General features: G+C 64.1%; 15 protein-coding genes. 10 read left to right on the forward strand and 5 right to left on the reverse strand.

What is annotated here, in order from left to right:
* The first annotated feature begins 2 nt into the window (after nt 1-2).
* From lysS to AC20117_RS07845, 8 genes are all read left to right on the forward strand, one after another.
* Nucleotides 3-1,457 (forward strand): lysine--tRNA ligase, encoded by a 1,455-nt coding sequence (gene lysS, locus AC20117_RS07815; protein WP_236777550.1) that lies wholly within the window; start codon nt 3-5, stop codon nt 1,455-1,457.
* A 2-nt stretch (nt 1,458-1,459) separates the two neighbouring features.
* Nucleotides 1,460-1,612 carry a hypothetical protein gene (locus tag AC20117_RS23260; RefSeq protein ID WP_158300443.1) on the forward strand — a complete coding sequence of 51 codons (153 nt, stop codon included), beginning with the start codon at nt 1,460-1,462 and terminating at the stop codon, nt 1,610-1,612.
* A 541-nt stretch (nt 1,613-2,153) separates the two neighbouring features.
* The gene (locus tag AC20117_RS07820; RefSeq protein WP_074700209.1) at nt 2,154-2,483 is read left to right on the forward strand and encodes a histone-like nucleoid-structuring protein Lsr2; all 330 of its coding nucleotides are present in this window, start codon (nt 2,154-2,156) and stop codon (nt 2,481-2,483) included.
* Nucleotides 2,484-2,697: 214 nt separating this feature from the next.
* Entirely contained in the window at nt 2,698-5,199 is a 2,502-nt protein-coding gene (locus AC20117_RS07825; protein ID WP_074700208.1) for an ATP-dependent Clp protease ATP-binding subunit, read from the forward strand.
* A 141-nt stretch (nt 5,200-5,340) separates the two neighbouring features.
* Nucleotides 5,341-5,946: a nicotine blue oxidoreductase gene (gene nboR, locus AC20117_RS07830; RefSeq protein ID WP_074700207.1), complete on the forward strand. Its 606-nt coding sequence runs from the start codon at nt 5,341-5,343 to the stop codon at nt 5,944-5,946.
* Nucleotides 5,947-6,026: 80 nt separating this feature from the next.
* Nucleotides 6,027-6,536, forward strand: a complete 510-nt coding sequence (locus tag AC20117_RS07835; protein ID WP_074700206.1) for an amino-acid N-acetyltransferase — start codon at nt 6,027-6,029, stop codon at nt 6,534-6,536.
* Between the two features lie 56 nt (nt 6,537-6,592).
* Nucleotides 6,593-6,850, forward strand: coding sequence for a hypothetical protein (locus tag AC20117_RS07840; protein WP_101632563.1), 258 nt, complete (start codon nt 6,593-6,595; stop codon nt 6,848-6,850).
* A gap of 2 nt (nt 6,851-6,852) precedes the next feature.
* Nucleotides 6,853-7,038, forward strand: a complete 186-nt coding sequence (locus AC20117_RS07845) for a CsbD family protein (protein WP_074700205.1) — start codon at nt 6,853-6,855, stop codon at nt 7,036-7,038.
* Nucleotides 7,039-7,101: 63 nt separating this feature from the next.
* Here the strand turns inward: AC20117_RS07845 and AC20117_RS07850 are convergent, their stop codons facing one another.
* Both AC20117_RS07850 and AC20117_RS07855 read right to left on the reverse strand, forming a co-directional pair.
* Complete coding sequence (locus tag AC20117_RS07850; RefSeq protein WP_074700204.1) at nt 7,102-7,626, reverse strand: hypothetical protein; 525 nt, start codon at nt 7,624-7,626, stop codon at nt 7,102-7,104.
* Between the two features lie 39 nt (nt 7,627-7,665).
* Nucleotides 7,666-8,634 (reverse strand): iron-sulfur binding domain-containing protein, encoded by a 969-nt coding sequence (locus tag AC20117_RS07855; RefSeq protein WP_074700203.1) that lies wholly within the window; start codon nt 8,632-8,634, stop codon nt 7,666-7,668.
* An 87-nt stretch (nt 8,635-8,721) separates the two neighbouring features.
* On the opposite strand from AC20117_RS07855, the gene AC20117_RS07860 reads away from it, so the two are divergent.
* The gene (locus AC20117_RS07860; RefSeq protein WP_074700202.1) at nt 8,722-9,384 is read left to right on the forward strand and encodes a hypothetical protein; all 663 of its coding nucleotides are present in this window, start codon (nt 8,722-8,724) and stop codon (nt 9,382-9,384) included.
* Nucleotides 9,385-9,432: 48 nt separating this feature from the next.
* Here AC20117_RS07860 and disA read toward each other — a convergent pair whose 3' ends face one another.
* From disA to AC20117_RS07875, 3 genes are all read right to left on the reverse strand, one after another.
* Complete coding sequence (gene disA, locus AC20117_RS07865; RefSeq protein ID WP_074700201.1) at nt 9,433-10,506, reverse strand: DNA integrity scanning diadenylate cyclase DisA; 1,074 nt, start codon at nt 10,504-10,506, stop codon at nt 9,433-9,435.
* Between the two features lie 179 nt (nt 10,507-10,685).
* On the reverse strand, nt 10,686-12,077 hold the full coding sequence (gene radA, locus AC20117_RS07870; protein ID WP_074700200.1) for a DNA repair protein RadA: 1,392 nt from the start codon (nt 12,075-12,077) through the stop codon (nt 10,686-10,688).
* Nucleotides 12,078-12,116: 39 nt separating this feature from the next.
* Nucleotides 12,117-13,244 carry an FUSC family protein gene (locus AC20117_RS07875; RefSeq protein WP_074700199.1) on the reverse strand — a complete coding sequence of 376 codons (1,128 nt, stop codon included), beginning with the start codon at nt 13,242-13,244 and terminating at the stop codon, nt 12,117-12,119.
* Nucleotides 13,245-13,530: 286 nt separating this feature from the next.
* Here AC20117_RS07875 and pstS point away from each other — a divergent pair, with 286 nt between their 5' ends.
* Nucleotides 13,531-14,646, forward strand: a complete 1,116-nt coding sequence (gene pstS / locus AC20117_RS07880; protein ID WP_074700198.1) for a phosphate ABC transporter substrate-binding protein PstS — start codon at nt 13,531-13,533, stop codon at nt 14,644-14,646.
* The last annotated feature ends 139 nt before the right edge of the window (nt 14,647-14,785 follow it).

Genomic DNA, 14,785 nt, shown 5'->3' on the forward strand with positions numbered 1-14,785 from the left:
AGATGCGCGTGCGCATGGACAAGCGCGCCAAACTGCTCGAGAGCGGTGTGGAGCCGTATCCGGTGGGTGTTGACCGGACCCACACTCTCAGTGAGGTCCGCGAGAAGTACGGTCACCTTGCGGCCGATGAGACCACCGGGGAAACCGTCGGCGTCTCCGGCCGTGTGGTCTTCGTCCGCAACACGGGCAAGCTGTGCTTCGCCACCCTGCAGGAGGGCAACGGTACCCGGCTGCAGGCCATGCTGAGCCTGGCCAACGTCGGCGAGGAAGCGCTGGCCGGCTGGAAGTCCCTGGTGGATCTGGGCGACCACGTGTTTGTGCGCGGCGAGGTCATCTCCTCCAAGCGGGGCGAACTCTCGGTCATGGCCGATTCCTGGTCAATGGTCTCCAAGGCCCTGCGCCCGCTGCCCGTGCTGCATGCCGGCCTGAACGAAGAGACCCGGGTGCGCCAGCGTTACGTCGACCTGATGGTCCGCGACGAGGCGCGCCAGATGGTCTACACCCGCGCAGCGATCATCCGGTCCATCCGGGAAACGCTGCACAACCGCGACTACGTGGAGGTGGAGACCCCGATGCTCCAGCTCATCCACGGCGGTGCTGCCGCCCGGCCGTTCCAGACCCACCTGAACGCCTTCGACCAGGACATGACGCTACGCATCGCCACCGAGCTCTTCCTGAAGCGCGCCGTCGTCGGCGGTATCGACCGGGTGTTCGAGATCGGGCGCATCTTCCGCAATGAAGGTGTGGATTCGACGCATAGCCCCGAATTCACGACGCTGGAAAGTTACGAGGCCTATGCCGACCAGTTTGTGATGGCCGACCGCATGAAGGAAATGATCCTGAACGCAGCGGACACCGTTGGCAGCCGCATCATCGAGACGGACGCCGGCACGATCGACCTCAACGGTGAATGGCGCTGGCTGGGCGTTTACCCGGGGCTTTCTGAAGCCGTGGGCGAGGAGATCACGCCCGAAACCCATGGCAGTACCTTGCGGGCCATCGCCGACAAGCATGGCGTCAAGGTGGAACCCCAGTGGGACACGGAAAAGATCGTGATTGAACTTTTTGGCGAAATCGTGGAACCGACGCTGCTTCAGCCGACCTTCGTCTACGACTACCCGCCGGCAGCACAGCCTTTGGCTCGTGCGCACCGGAGTAAGCCCGGGCTCATTGAAGCCTGGGACCTGATCATCGGCGGTATGGAGCGCGGCACCGCCTTTTCCGAGCTCATCGACCCTGTTGTCCAGCGTGAACGGCTCACCGAGCAGTCGCGGAAGGCGGCCTCGGGGGACCATGAAGCGATGCAACTGGATGAAGACTTCCTCCGTGCACTGGAATACGGTGCGCCGCCAATGGGCGGCATTGGCCTGGGTATTGACCGCCTGGTCATGCTCTTCACCCAGACGGGAATCCGGGAGACCATTCTCTTCCCGCTCTTGAAACCAGAATTGGGATAATCATGTTGGAATATTTGTGGGTATTGGCTCCGTCAACCGGTGTCGGCCTGATTTTTTACTTCGCTATGAAAGCCGTGTTCAACGCTGACCGCCGGGAGCGCGAAGCCTTGGCTCAAGCCGAGTACGAGGCCGACCAGCAGGGACACATTAATTAACTTCACCCTCTAGTTGGCAGCCATGGCCAGGCCCGCGGTTCACCGCAGGCCTGGCCATAATTCTTCTCCCGGTGGTTGCCGTCAGGCGTGAGCGGCAGGACCGATATTCAACCGTGCCGCGGCTGATTTTCTTCGCCCGCCGGGCTAATCATTTAGCAGCGAGTAATGAGCTTCCCCGCCGACTGCATGCGCGGCCTCTTCCGCTCCGTCATCACCGATGCGGCCGCTGTGTCCAATTGCGCAACTCGATCATGCTACGCAGTTCAACATTGTCGGCTGCACGCCGGTTCGTAAATGAACATCGATAATACTAATTATCCGAGCTATGCCGCGTCGGGTTTCGAATACCTGTGAAAAGAGGATTAGCGGCATTCAGTGAATGGCCGCAGCTTCCCATTTGGCTTCGCTTCGCATAATCGCGAGAGGCTTTAGTGGACAGCGGAAACATGTCGTGTTGCCAGCTATTCATTGATAGGCAATAATCAAATTGGTTTTGGGGAAGCCAATGGGATTACTAAAACTTCAATATAGAGGAGCTCCTGTGGCACAGGAAGTGAAAATCATTCTGGTAGATGACCTGGATGGTGGCAGTGCCGATGAAACGGTGCGTTTTGCGCTGGATGCAATCAATTACGAGATTGATCTTTCATCGAAGAATGCTGAGGCGCTGCGAGACGCGTTGAAGACTTATGTCGAGAAAGCCAGAAAGGTTCCCACCCGCACCGGAAAGGTCAAGCCGGCATCTGCAGGCCGCAGCCAGGACGCTTCTGCCGTGCGGGCCTGGGCGCGCGAGAACGGTTACACCGTCAGTGAGCGCGGCCGCGTGCAGTCCGAGATCCTCGAGGCTTACCGCCGGGCCCACGGCGGCTAGCAGTACTGCCCGCCGGCATCACGAGGGCCGGCGCAAGTAGACTTTGATAACTCTTCCATAAAGGGCGGACCCCGAGGTCCGCCCTTTATCCATACGGTGGGCGGTCTACCCCGCATCTGCGTTACGGCCGGCCATTATCCCTAGGGCGAACAGACCCCAAAATCGTCTTTCGGCCACGTAGCATCAAAGTACGCAGTAGCTAGGAGTGTGCGAGATGTTTGAGAGATTTACCGACCGTGCCCGTCGCGTTGTCGTGCTGGCTCAAGAAGAAGCCCGCATGCTCAACCACAATTACATTGGTACCGAACATATCCTTCTTGGATTGATCCATGAGGGCGAAGGTGTTGCCGCGAAGGCGCTGGAATTCCTCGGTGTCTCCCTCAACGGGGTGCGCGAGCAGGTGCAGGAGATTATCGGCCAGGGCCAGCAGGCTCCCAGCGGCCACATTCCCTTCACCCCGCGTGCCAAGAAAGTGCTGGAGCTCTCCCTCCGTGAAGCTCTGCAGCTGGGCCACAACTACATCGGCACCGAGCACATCCTGCTCGGCCTCATCCGCGAGGGTGAAGGTGTCGCCACCCAGGTTCTGGTCAAGCTCGGCGCGGACCTGAACCGCGTGCGCCAGCAGGTCATCCAGCTGCTCTCCGGCTACCAGGGCAAAGAGCCCGTCTCCGCCAGCGGCCAGCAGCAGGAAGGCACTCCGGCCGGTTCCGTAGTGCTGGACCAGTTCGGCCGCAACCTGACCCAGGCTGCCCGCGAGTCCAAACTTGACCCTGTTATTGGGCGCGAGCATGAGATGGAACGCGTCATGCAGGTCCTCTCCCGCCGCACCAAGAACAACCCTGTCCTGATCGGTGAACCCGGTGTCGGCAAGACCGCCGTCGTCGAAGGTCTGGCCCAGGCCATTGTCCGCGGCGACGTTCCGGAAACCATCAAGGACAAGCAGCTGTACACGCTTGACCTTGGTTCACTCGTCGCAGGATCCCGCTACCGTGGCGATTTCGAAGAACGCCTGAAGAAGGTACTGAAGGAAATCCGCACCCGCGGGGACATCATCCTGTTCATCGATGAGATCCACACTCTGGTCGGTGCAGGTGCCGCCGAAGGCGCGATCGACGCAGCCTCGATCCTCAAGCCCATGCTGGCCCGTGGCGAACTGCAAACCATCGGCGCCACGACTCTCGATGAGTACCGCAAGCACATCGAAAAGGATGCTGCACTGGAACGCCGCTTCCAGCCCATCCAGGTCAATGAGCCCTCGGTTGAGCATTCGATCCAGATCCTGAAGGGTCTGCGCGACCGCTATGAGGCACACCACCGCGTGTCCATCACGGACGGCGCCCTGGATGCTGCTGCCCACTTGTCGCACCGCTACGTTTCGGACCGCTTCCTCCCGGACAAGGCCATCGACCTGATCGATGAAGCCGGCGCACGCCTGCGGATCCGCCGCATGACGGCACCGCCGGAGCTGAAGGAAATCGATGAGCGGATTTCTGCGCTAAAGAAGCAGAAGGAATCTGCCATCGATGCGCAGGACTTCGAAGGTGCCGCCTCGCTGCGCGACAAGGAAAGCAAGCTCCAGGACGAGCGTGCCGACAAGGAGCGCGCCTGGAAGTCCGGCGACCTGGACGAGATCGCCGAGGTGGACGAGGACCTGATTGCCGAGGTTCTGGCCAACTCCACAGGCATCCCGGTCTTCAAGCTCACCGAAGAAGAGTCCAGCCGGCTCATGCACATGGAAGATGAGCTGCACAAGCGGGTCATCGGCCAGGATGAAGCCATTAAGTCGATCTCGCAGGCTATCCGCCGTACCCGCGCCGGCCTGAAGGACCCCAACCGTCCCAGCGGCTCGTTCATCTTCGCCGGTCCCACCGGTGTTGGTAAGACGGAGCTGGCCAAGGCGCTGGCGGAGTTCCTCTTCGGCGAAGAGGACGCCCTGATCACGCTGGACATGTCCGAATACTCGGAGAAGCACACTGTGTCCAGGCTCTTCGGTGCCCCTCCCGGTTATGTCGGCTATGAAGAAGGCGGCCAGCTGACCGAAAAGGTCCGCCGCCGTCCGTTCTCGGTGGTGCTTTTCGACGAGGTGGAGAAGGCCCACGCGGACTTGTTCAACTCGCTGCTGCAGATCCTGGAAGACGGCCGTCTGACCGACAGCCAGGGACGTGTGGTGGACTTCAAGAACACCGTCATCATCATGACCACCAACCTCGGTACCCGTGACATCTCCAAGGGCGTCATGACCGGTTTCCAGTCGGGTACGGACACCAAGACCGGTTATGAGCGGATGCGGGCCCGGGTCCAGGATGAGCTCAAGCAGCACTTCCGTCCGGAGTTCCTCAACCGTGTCGACGACACCGTGGTCTTCCCGCAGCTGACGCAGGAAGAGATCGTCCAGATCGTGGACCTGTTCATCACGCGGCTGGAGAAGCGTCTGGCCGAGAAGAACATGACCATCGAGCTAACGCCGGCGGCCAAGGTTCTGCTGGCAACGCGCGGCTACGATCCGACCATGGGTGCGCGGCCGCTGCGCCGCACCATCCAGCGCGAGGTCGAGGACCAGCTCTCCGAGAAGATCCTCTTCGGCGAGATCCTGCCGGGCGAACTCATCCGTGTGGACGTCGAAGGCGAAGGCGAGGACGCAAAGTTCGTCTTCTCCAGCGCCGGTGCCCCCAAGGCGATCGAGGAAGTGCCGGACACCCCGGCACTCTCCCAGTAGGACCGCCCGCACGGGCTCCTAAGCAACTAACGCGTCGAACCGGCGGGTCCTGGACATCCCAGGGCCCGCCGGTCGCGTTAACCCCTGAATCGGCAAGCGGTGCGACTGCGGGGGGTGCGGACGGGTGCCTATAGTGAGGGCATGACATCTCGTCCGGAGCCCACCGCCGCCGTGCTGCTCGCCGCTGGAGCAGGCACCCGGCTGGGCCGCGGGCCGAAGGCGCTGCTCGAATTCCGGCAGGAACCGCTCGTCTCCTACGTGGCATCCGTGCTGCGGAACGGCGGATGCGCCGAAATTGTGGTGGTCCTCGGAGCAGGTGCCGATCAGATCCGGGGAAAGGCCGATTTGTCCGGCTGCCTTGTTTTGGACAATCCCGACTGGTCCGGCGGCATGGGCAGCTCCTTCCGGCTGGGCGCAGCCGCGGTGTCACCCGGGTTCCACATGCTGGCGGTATTGGTGGACCAGCCCGGCTTGACGTCCGCCATCGTCAGGAGGCTGCTGGATAGCCATAAGCCAGGCCGCGTCACAGCCGCCGCCTACCGCGGAGCGGACGGCGAATTGCAACGCGGACATCCGGTGCTGTTCGATGCGGCGCTCGTGGCGCAGGCTGCGGAAGCAGCCAACGGCGACAGCGGTGCCCGAGGCTTTCTGCAGGACCACGCGTACCTGATTGATCTCGTGGACTGCTCTGATGAGTCCGACGGCGGCGACGTCGACACCGCCGCCGACCTTTACCGCCTGGAGTGACGCCCGCCTTCGAAAGCAGTGCGCGGCCGCCTGAAGCTCCGGCGGCACGTTCGGCCGGAAACGGGCCCTAAACTTGCACCATGACTGCATCCTTCACGATCCGGCCGGCGCGTACCTCCGATGTTGCCGAGATCCGCCGTCTGGTGAAGCCGCTGGCCGACAAGCGTGTGCTGCTGGAGAAGGAAGCCGTAGCCTATTTCGAGAGCATCCAGGAGTTCAAGATCGCGGAAGCTTCCAACGGCGAAGTAATTGGTTGCGGTGCACTCCACGTGATGTGGGAAGACATTGCGGAAGTGCGCACTCTGGCCACGTCTTCCGAATGGCGGGGCCACGGGGTGGGCCGGACGCTGCTCGATGCCCTGCTGGCCGAAGCAGTCAGCCTGGGCGTCAACCGGGTCTTCTGCCTGACCTTCGAAGTGGACTTTTTTACCCGGCACGGCTTCGAGGTCATGGCCGACCAGTCCGCGGTCGACCCCGAGGTTTATTCGGAACTGCTGCGTTCGCACGATGAGGGCGTTGCCGAGTTCCTGGACCTGGCCCGGGTCAAGCCGAACACTTTGGGAAATACCCGGATGATCCGGGCGCTCTAATCGCGACGAGGGCTGGACAGCCCAAAGCTGCCTGTGCCACGGTGAAGATGTTGGGAATGACCAGCAAGCTGTCGATCGAAAGTGAGAACGCTATGGGTATTGACGACATCACTAACGCAGCCAAGGGTGCCTTCGGAAATGACGAGGGCGGCGACGAACAGGGCGGTGGCCTCGCGGGCCGCGCCAACGACGCAGTGGACAACGCGCAGGAGCAGCACGGCGAAAAGCTCGGCGGCTTCGGCGACCAGGCAAACGAAGCTGTCGACGGTGCCCAGGAGCGCTTCGGCGGCGGCCAACAGGAAGAAGGGCAGTAGCCATGGGTTTGGGCGACAGGATCGAGAACAAGGCACAGGAAGCCAGCGGCAAGATCAAGGAAAAGGCCGGCGATGCCACGGATAACCGCGATCTGGAGGCCGAAGGCCAGCTTGATCAGGCCGAAGCCAAAATCAAGGATGTCGGTGAAGACGTGAAGGACCGCCTGGACGGCGATCCGAACCGTTAGACCTGGAGATCACCCACACGGGGAAAGGGAGGGACGCCCCTCCCTTTTTCAGGCCGTTTAGAGCTACTGCGGACGCAGTCCCGATGCACCAAGGACCAACGCCAGCTGCTGCGCTTCGCCCGGGCACTCTTCGCCGTTGGGAAAGACTGTTTCCGTCGCGACGGATAGCGGCTCCGTTTCGACCTGCGTGCCATCCTGCCGGGTCGTGTAGGCGCGGACCTGAACCTCGCCCGCAGGCAGCGAGTCGAGCTGAGCGAAGCCGGTCAGCGTGCCGTCCGGGGTGGAGGTAGCCGAGCAAACAGCGTCGGGTTGATCCGACTCGCACCCCAGGTCGACCGTGCGCTGGCCCGGACGCAGGTCAAGCGGGATTCTTTCGCAGGTCTCGTCCCAGCAAACCTGTAGCTCCGCCTCGCGGACGTCGCCGGCAAGCTCCCGTGCAACCGTGAGGCCAACGCCGGAAACTGCACCGATTTCCGTACACGCGCGGCCGCCGGAGCCGGTGGAGGCGCCGCAACCGGTAACCAGTACGAGCAAGGCGGCCACCGCCGTCGTTGTTAGGGAGCTTCCCTCCCGGCGGTTCAGCCGCATACTGCGAAGCTTAGGAGCGGCAGCTGCTGCTGCCAAGCCTCAATTCGGTAACCGCACGCCGCTGCCGGCCGTTTCGGCGAGTCCGTCCGCGAGCAGTCCATCCAGGGAACGGGCCAGCTGCTCGTCGCTGGCCCCGAGCGATCGCAGCTTGGTGAGGTGGACAGCATGCCCGGTGCCGTGGTCCACGACGTCCACCGTGCCCAGCAGCACCTCGCGCAGGACGGGCGTTTCCGCCTCGCGCAGCACGGCCATCATGGCGCCGCGAACCTGCCGGTCCGTACCGGCCCAGGCCTGTCCCTTGGGCACGTAATGCGGCTCGGGTTGCCCGGCGGCCACCCAGGCGCACTGCTCCTGTACCGGGCAGGAGCCGCATTTGGGGGAGCGGGCGGTGCAGACCAAGGCTCCGAGTTCCATCACCGCGGCATTCCAGGCCTTGGTCTCCCGGCCGGGCATGAGCGCGGCCGCCAGTTTCATCTCCGCCGAAGTCAGGGACGGCGCGGGCAGGGCGTTGCCGGTGGCGGCGCGGGCGTGGACCCGGCGGATGTTGGTATCCACCACGGTTTCCGGGCGTTCGAAGGCAAAGGAGGCGATCGCGGCGGCGGTATAGGTGCCCACGCCCGGCAGCTGCAGCAGTTCCTCCCGGGTGTCGGGAACCTGCCCGCCGTGCCGGTCCACAATGGTTGCGGCGGCAGCGTGCAGCCGCAGCGCCCGGCGGGGATATCCCAGCCGGCCCCAAGCGCGGAGCGCTTCCCCGCTGGGTTCGGCCGCCAGCGCGGCAGGGGTCGGCCACCGCTGCATCCACTGCTCCCAGACCGGGAGAACGCGGACCACGGGAGTCTGCTGGAGCATGAACTCGCTGACCATTATGCCCCACGGACTGCACTGCGGCGCCCGCCAAGGCAGCTCGCGCGCATTGTCGGCGAACCAGGATGTGATCTGTTCATGCAGATACCGCGTCTGACCGGGCGCCGGAGTCGGTTTTGCGTGAGTGATCGTGCTGTTGGGCATTGCTTTCCTTGTCTGTGACCACCAATACCTTACTGCCTCGGCGTGGTGTTACCGCTTCGGCTGCGGAACTGTCTCTAGCCTTAAGGTATGGCAGGTACAGGCACGGGATCATCGCGAGGTAACGGTGCCTCGGCGACCCGCAATACCCCACGTTCCGGCCGCAAGCCGAGCCCGGCCGTCTACCGCAGGCGAAGGCTGGCGCTGCTGATCGCAGTCTTGGTGGTGGTGGGTCTGCTCGTTGCCATCGGGTTCTGGATCGCCAGCCTCTTCGGCGGCGGGAGCCAGCCCGTAGCGGATAACGACGACGGCGGCAGCGTTCCGGTGATTTCCTCGCCGGCTGCTTCACCCAGCCCGATGGCCAGCGCAGCCTGCGACGAGTCCAAGATTTCAGTAACCGCATCCACGGATGCCCCGGCCTACGCGGCCGGTGAGAATCCGACCCTGGTCCTCGAAGTGGCGAACAAAGGCGACTCCGCTTGCGAGGTCAACGTGGGAACGGACGCCATGGAGTTTCTGGTCACCAGTGGTGAAGACCGCATCTTCTCGTCCAAGGACTGCGCCGTGGACACCAGTGAACTGATGCGGACCATCGAGCCGGGGGAAAGCGAGCGGGCGCAGTTCACCTGGGAACGCAACCGGAGCGCACCGGGCTGTAAAGCGGTCAACGCCAATCCGCAGCCCGGAACCTATGTCCTGACGGCAAAACTGGGGCCATGGACCAGCGACAAGATCAGGTTCGACCTGCAATGAGTCAAGCCAAGCCGTTTCGCCCCAGAGGCGAAGCGAACGGCTTCGGCTCTACATAAAGCGGTCGAGGAGGCTGGTCTCGGCGATTCTGGAAAGTCCTTCACGGATAACGCGGGCGCGCTGCTCGCCGATTCCGTCCACGGCCATCAGATCATCGATGTTTGCCGCCATCAGGTTCTGCAGGCCGCCGAAGTGGTCCACCAAGCGGTCCGCCACAGCCCGCGGAACGGACTTCACTGCCGAGAGCAGCCGGTAGCCACGCGGCTGGACAACCGCTTCGAGTGAGTCAACGCCGGGCTGGAAGCCCAGGACGCTGGCAATCCGCCCCAGATCGATCAGGTCGGTGGAGCTGAACGTGCGCAGGGATTCCAAGGCAGGCTCGACCTCGATGCCGCCCTTGACCTCGGCGTAGTCGCGCAGAATCATTTCGCTGTCGGGGCCGAGCCCGGACGTGAGCTCATCGAGTTGCAGGGACAGCAGCCGTCCGTCGACGCCGAGTTCCAGTACATACTGGGAGATTTCCTCCGAGATGCGCCGGACCATTTCCTGGCGCTGCAGGGTGACGGCAACGTCCCGCAGCGTGACCATGGCTTCGATCTCCAGGGCCGAAAGCGAGCTGGTCACCTGGTCCAGGCGTGCGCGGTAGCGTTCCAGTGTGGCCAGGGCCTGGTTGGCCCGGGCCAGTACCGGCTCCGAACCCTCGAGCACATGCCGGATTCCGTCGACATACAAGGCAATGATTTGCATGGACTGGCTGACCGAAATCACCGGCAGGCCGGTCTGGATTGCCACCCGTTCGGCCGTGCGGTGCCGGGTGCCTGATTCCTGCGTGGGGATGGACGGGTCCGGAACCAGCTGGACGGCAGCTTTGATGATGTTCGTGGCATCCTGGTCGCAGACAATCGCCCCGTCCATTTTGGCCAGCTCCCGCAGCCCTGTGGGCGAGAAGCCGATGCCGATGTCGAACCCGCCGCTGCTGATTGACTCCACCTGTTTGTCATAGCCGAGGACGATCAGGGCACCCGTACGACCGCGGAGAATCCGTTCCAGTCCGTCGCGCAGCAGAGTGCCCGGAGCGACACGTGCCAAGGTAGCCTTCAAGGCGTCCTCGGGGCTCTTAGCCATGAAGTTTCCTTTGATCAGTCGGTCGCAGTGCGGTCGGCCGGGAGCCCGCAGCCTCCGGTTCCGGAAACGCTGCGGGAAACAGCCATTAGGCACCATAATATGCCGCCGAGGCGCGCGTCGCCGCCGCGGTTGCGCAGGACTACTGCTATGGCGGGAGCCGCGCGCCAGGTACAGACCCCTTAACTCGGGCTGGCAGTGCCCGCGCCGAAGAGCAGATCCAGGGCCTCGGCCACGGTGCCGACCTCCTTGACGCGGAAGCCTTTGGGTATCTGTCCGGGGCCGCCGTGGGAAGAAGGGACAACGGCATGGGTGAAGCCCAGCCGTTCTGCTTCCTGGATGCGCCGGCCGATTCCGGGCACGGGCCGGACCTCACCGGCAAGTCCCACCTCGCCGAAGGCGATCAGGCCCTTGGGCAGCGGCTTGTTGCTCTTGGCCGAGGCGATGGCCAGCGCCGTGGCCAGATCAGTGGCCGGTTCCGTCAGCTTCACGCCGCCGACGGTGGCCACGTAACTGTCATCCTTGTGCAGCGACATGGCTGCGCGGCGCTGCAGCACGGCCATCATCATGGCCACCCGGGAGGAATCAAGGCCGCTGGTGGCCCGGCGCGGCTGTGCATTGGAGGTCTCCGCGAGCAGGGCCTGGACTTCCGCCAGCAGCGGCCTGCGGCCCTCCAGCGTCACCGTGATGCAGGTACCGGAAACCGGCTCCGCCGCCGTCGACATGAAGAGTCCGCTCGGATCAGCCAGTCCTTCGATCCCCTCTTCGGTCAGATCGAAGCAGCCCACTTCGTCGGTGGGGCCGTAGCGGTTCTTGATGGCACGAAGCAGCCGCAGCCTGGAGTGCCGGTCTCCCTCGAACTGGCAGACCACATCCACGAGGTGCTCCAGCAGCCGAGGCCCGGCAATGGAGCCGTCCTTGGTGACATGGCCAACCAGGATGGTGGTCATGTTCCTGGATTTCGCGGCATTGATCAGCGAGGCAGCCACTTCGCGGACCTGGGTGACGCCGCCGGCGCTTCCCTCCACTGCGGAGCTGCTCAAGGTCTGGACCGAATCCACGATGAGCAGCGAAGGGTCCGTCTTTTCGATCTGGCCCAGCGCGATGCCCAAGTCAGATTCGGCGGTCAGGTACAGGGAATCCGCGACGGCGGAAATGCGTTCGGCGCGCAGTTTGACCTGCGCGGCCGATTCCTCGCCGGTGATGTACAGGACGTCCCTGGCCAGTCCGGCGACCCGCGCGGCCACGTCCAGCAGCAGGGTGGACTTGCCCACGCCCGGTTCGCCCGCCAGCAGGATGACGGCGCCGGGCACCAGCCCGCCGCCCAGCACCCGGTCCAGTTCACCGATGCCGGTGGCTTGGAAAGCCGCCGTCGAGGCATCCACGTCCGCGATCCGCTGCGCCGGTTTCGCGACGGCGGCGGCCGGCGTCGTTCTTGAAACGACGGCTCCGGCCTCCTCCACGCTGCCCCAGGCCTGGCACTCGCCGCAACGGCCTACCCACTTGACGGTGCTCCAGCCGCATTCGGCACATCGGTAGGCGGGCGCTTTGGCGCGTGCGGTCTTCGAACTCATGGAATCAGGCTAACGGAACGGTGTGACAATCCCGGCCAGTCACAGTTTGGGCAGGTACGCGGCCGCTTCGTCATGGGTCAGCCCGGTTGCTTCGAGCAGGTCGACCATGAGCGGACGGAAGACGAGGACCAGGCCTTCACCTTCCAGCTTCTGGATGCCCAGGGTCTTCGGATGCAGGCGGGTGGCCACGGCGGCCAGTTCGTTCCTGGCACTGCTGAGCCGGCGTTCGCGCGCCCCGCCGTCCGGGTCCGACAGGCCCGCGGAGAGGACCTCGACGGCGTCGGCGGCTTCCAGCAGCACCTCGGCGAAGGATTCGATGGCGTCGTCGGTCATAGCCGCATGGTTGATGGCCGAGGTCAGCCGCCGGGAGAAGACCCGGCTGTTGCGCATCGCCAGGTCGATCATCTCCGCCGATTTCTGCAGGTCGCCCACCTCTTCGCGGTGGCGGCGGTACGCGGGGGAGATCCGGGCCACTTCCTGCGCGCCCGAGAAGGACGTTCGCACTTCGTCAATGAGCTTTTGCGAGGCGCGTGCCCGGACCAGGGCGTGCCAGGCCAGCGTGGAGTCGCTGCGGCTGAGCGCATTGGAGCATTCACGCAGCACGGACGCCAGCTCGCTGAGCAGCTTCTGCAGGTTGGTTTTCGGGGCGGACCGCGGGTCGCCCGGGATCAGCATGGTCACGACCAGCGCCAGGACGCCGCCGACCACCGCGTCCAGGCTCCGGGTGAACGGCCCGCCGTCGGGGGCCGGCAGCAGCACCACCAGCACTGACTGGATGCCCATCTGGGTAGAGAAGATGGACCCGCTGTCGAGGAAACGCGCCAGCAGGATGGAGATCAACAGGACGGCGGCGGCCTGCCAGATCCCGGAGCCGAGGAAATGCAGGAGCAGATCACCGACGGCGATGCCCAGGGTGCAGCCGATGGCCACTTCCATGACCTTGCGGAACCGCGGACCAGTGGCGAAGCCCAGTGCCACCAGCGACGCCGTTGCGGCGAACAGGGGACCCTCATGGCCCAGGAGTTGCTCGGCGATCACGTAGGCGGCTACGGCACAGAGTGTCATCCGTGCAGCCGGAAACAGGGAAGCCTTGCTCCGGCTGAAACCGACGCGGGTGCGGTTGCGCAGGAAAGTACGGGCTCGGGAGAGAGGGCCGCCGGTACTCATGGGTTCAGTCTAGGCGGGAAGCCGCGGCCCTTCGGAACTGTGCCGCTGTGCGTCGCCGGAGCGCCGGGATGGGCATCGGCGGGCCTGTCCCCTAATACGATTTCCATCACAAAAGCAACAGCACCGGCAGCGGTGTTAGCGAATGGCCCACATCTGTTCACTTTCCGTTCATTTTCACCCGCCAATCTCGTTACCTGACACGCATAGCTTCGTAGAAGTACGAAACCGCCCGGCCATCACCGCGCATTTCGTCCATCTCGTTTGCTAACCCTGAAAGGGAACCAAAGTGAAGGCATTCCGCTTCGGCCGCGCGGCCGCAGTACTCTCCGTAGCAGCCCTGGCCCTGACCGCCTGCGGCTCCGACAACGCCACCGGTGGCGGCCAGGAAGCGGCCGGCAGCGGCGCGGCAGCCGAAGCCGTTTCCGGCACCCTGTCCGGCGCCGGCGCCTCTTCCCAGGACGCCGCAATGCAGGCTTGGATGGCCGGTTTCCAGGGGCAGAACCCGGAAGCCACCGTGCAGTACTCCGCGGACGGCTCGGGTGCGGGCCGCGACAACTTCCTGGCCGGCGGCGTGCAGTTTGCCGGTTCGGATGCCTACATGGACGAGGAAGAGCTGGAGAAGTCCAAGGAGGTCTGCGGCCCCGAGGGCGCCTTCCACATTCCGGGGTACGTTTCCCCGATCGCTGTCGCCTTCAACCTTGAAGGTGTCGAGGAACTGAATCTCGACGCCGAGACCATCGCCAAGATTTTCCGCGGCGAGATCAAGAACTGGAATGACGAGGCCATCGCCGCCCTGAATGAGGGTGTGGAACTGCCGGATACCCCCATTACCGTTGTCCACCGCGCTGACGACTCCGGGACCACCGAGAACTTCGTGGAGTACCTCTCCGCTGCCGCACCCGACGTCTGGACCGATGAACCCTCCGACGCCTGGCCTGCAGACATTGTGGCCGAGAACGCCCAGGGCACCTCCGGCGTCGTTTCCGCCGCCAGCGCCACCGATGGCGCCATCACCTACGCCGACGCTTCCGCCGTCGGGGATCTGGGTACCGTCAAGGTCAAGGTCGGCGAAGAGTTCGTGGGCTACAGCCCGGAAGCCGCAGCCAAGGCCGTTGAGGTTGCCACGCCTGTTGAGGGCCGCAGCGACGTAGACATGTCCCTGGACCTCAAGCGCGATACCAGCGAATCCGGGGCCTACCCGATCGTGCTCGTGTCGTACCACATCTACTGCACCGCCTACGATAGCCAGGAGACCGTTGACCTGGTGAAGGCCTTCGGCAACTATGTGGTCAGCGAAGAAGGCCAGCAGGTCGCTGCCGACTCCGCCGGTAGTGCGCCGCTTTCCGAAACCCTGCGTGAGCAGGCCCAGACTGCTATCGAATCCATCACGGTGGCTTCGTAGCACCACGTACCCAGGGGGCCCCGCCGTCGGATTAATGACGAGCGGGGCGCACCCGTGTCAGGGAGCTGACGTTGCTCCCGTGGACAAAACAGTGAAAACTGACAAAAGCCAGACCGCTAGAAAACAGGAGCCCGAAGGG

Origin of the sequence: Arthrobacter crystallopoietes (genome assembly GCF_002849715.1) — a bacterium.
GTDB lineage: Bacteria > Actinomycetota > Actinomycetes > Actinomycetales > Micrococcaceae > Crystallibacter > Crystallibacter crystallopoietes.